This window comes from Micromonospora phytophila (assembly GCF_023656545.1).
Lineage (GTDB): Bacteria > Actinomycetota > Actinomycetes > Mycobacteriales > Micromonosporaceae > Micromonospora > Micromonospora phytophila.
In genome coordinates this window covers 1-1,218 of the sequence record NZ_JAMOKF010000614.1, presented here as the reverse complement: position 1 = coordinate 1,218, position 1,218 = coordinate 1, and the positions used below count along the sequence as shown (strand labels likewise).

2 protein-coding genes are annotated in these 1,218 nt (G+C 75.9%); both read right to left on the bottom strand.

The window, feature by feature from the left end; genetic code table 11:
• Positions 1 to 55 precede the first annotated feature (55 nt).
• Positions 56 to 277 carry a hypothetical protein gene (locus tag NCC78_RS31775; RefSeq protein ID WP_250799147.1) on the bottom strand — a complete coding sequence of 74 codons (222 nt, stop codon included), beginning with the start codon at positions 275 to 277 and terminating at the stop codon, positions 56 to 58.
• 265 nt (positions 278 to 542) lie between these two features.
• The coding region (locus NCC78_RS31770; protein WP_250799144.1) for an NYN domain-containing protein at positions 543 to 1,218 on the bottom strand (676 nt) is incomplete at its 5' end.

Below are 1,218 nucleotides of genomic sequence, written 5' to 3'. Positions count from 1 at the left end.
GCCGCGCATCCGGCGCGGTGCCCGCCCGCGACGGCTCGCCGGCAGCGGCCTGCCGCTAGGCCACCCGGCGGGGCCGGGCGGTGCGGGATCCCCCGGCGGGGCGCCGGGGGGCGGGCAGCACCTCCACCTCGAACCCCGCCCGGGCGAACACCTCGATCGCCCGGGCCTCGGCGCCGTCGAGGCCGGCCGCCGGGGACGCCTCGTCGAACAGGGCGGTCACCAGGCAGCCGGAGCAGCCGTCGCCCCGGATCCCGCACCCGTCGCAGTCGATGAGCATCTCGCCTCCTGATGCGCTGCGGCGGGCGGGACGCTCTCGTCGCCACCCGGCCACCGTCGGTCACATCGACGCTAGGTGAGGGGTACGACAGAACCCGGACATCCACCCCGGACTCCCCCGAACCCGATCACCCCACCCACCACACCCCGCTCCAGCACCGTCGATCATGGAGTCGTGGTGGGCGGATGGTGACAACGCATCCCTTTTGGGAGCCACCACAACTGCATGATCGACGGTGCCGGGGCGTGGGGGCACGCCGTGCGGGTCAGGAGCGGGAGAGGCGGCGCAGCAGGGAGTCGGCGCCGAGTGGGTAGGCGCCGTGGCGGCGTACCCCGTCGGCGACCTCGCGGTCGGAGGAGACCACCACCACCGGCCGTCCCGACGGCTCGGCGCGGACCAGGCGCCGGATCAGCTCGTCCGCGGTCTCCCCCTTGCGGGAGAAGAGCACCCGCACCCCGCGCGGGCTCGGCGGCAGCCCGTGCATCCGCTCCGCGCCGTCGAAGACGACGGTGACCTCGTCGCCGGTCTGCGCGGCGATTCCGCCGAGACCGCTGATCAGCCGCTTGCGCTGCTGCTCCAAGGACATCTCGCCGAAGCCGCGCTTGGTGACGTTGTAGCCGTCCACGACCAGGTGCGCGCGGGGCAGCGCGAGCAGCTGGTCCAGCCGGGCCGGGTCGTCGGTGTCCCGGGCGCGGGCGGCGGTGCCGGCCGCGGTGGTGGCGGACTGGTCGGCGAAGGCGTCGGCGACGAAGTCGGCGGGCATCTTCTCGACCGGCTCGAGCGCCAGCTCCCGGCGCAGCCCGACGGCCGCCTGCCCGATGGTCTCCAACAGCAGCCAGAGCCGCGCGTCGTCGACCGAGCGGGCCTCCTTGGCGCTGGCCCGGGCCACCCCGGCCGCCGCCTCGGCCTCGGCCAGCCGGGCCCGGGCCCGACGCAGCTCG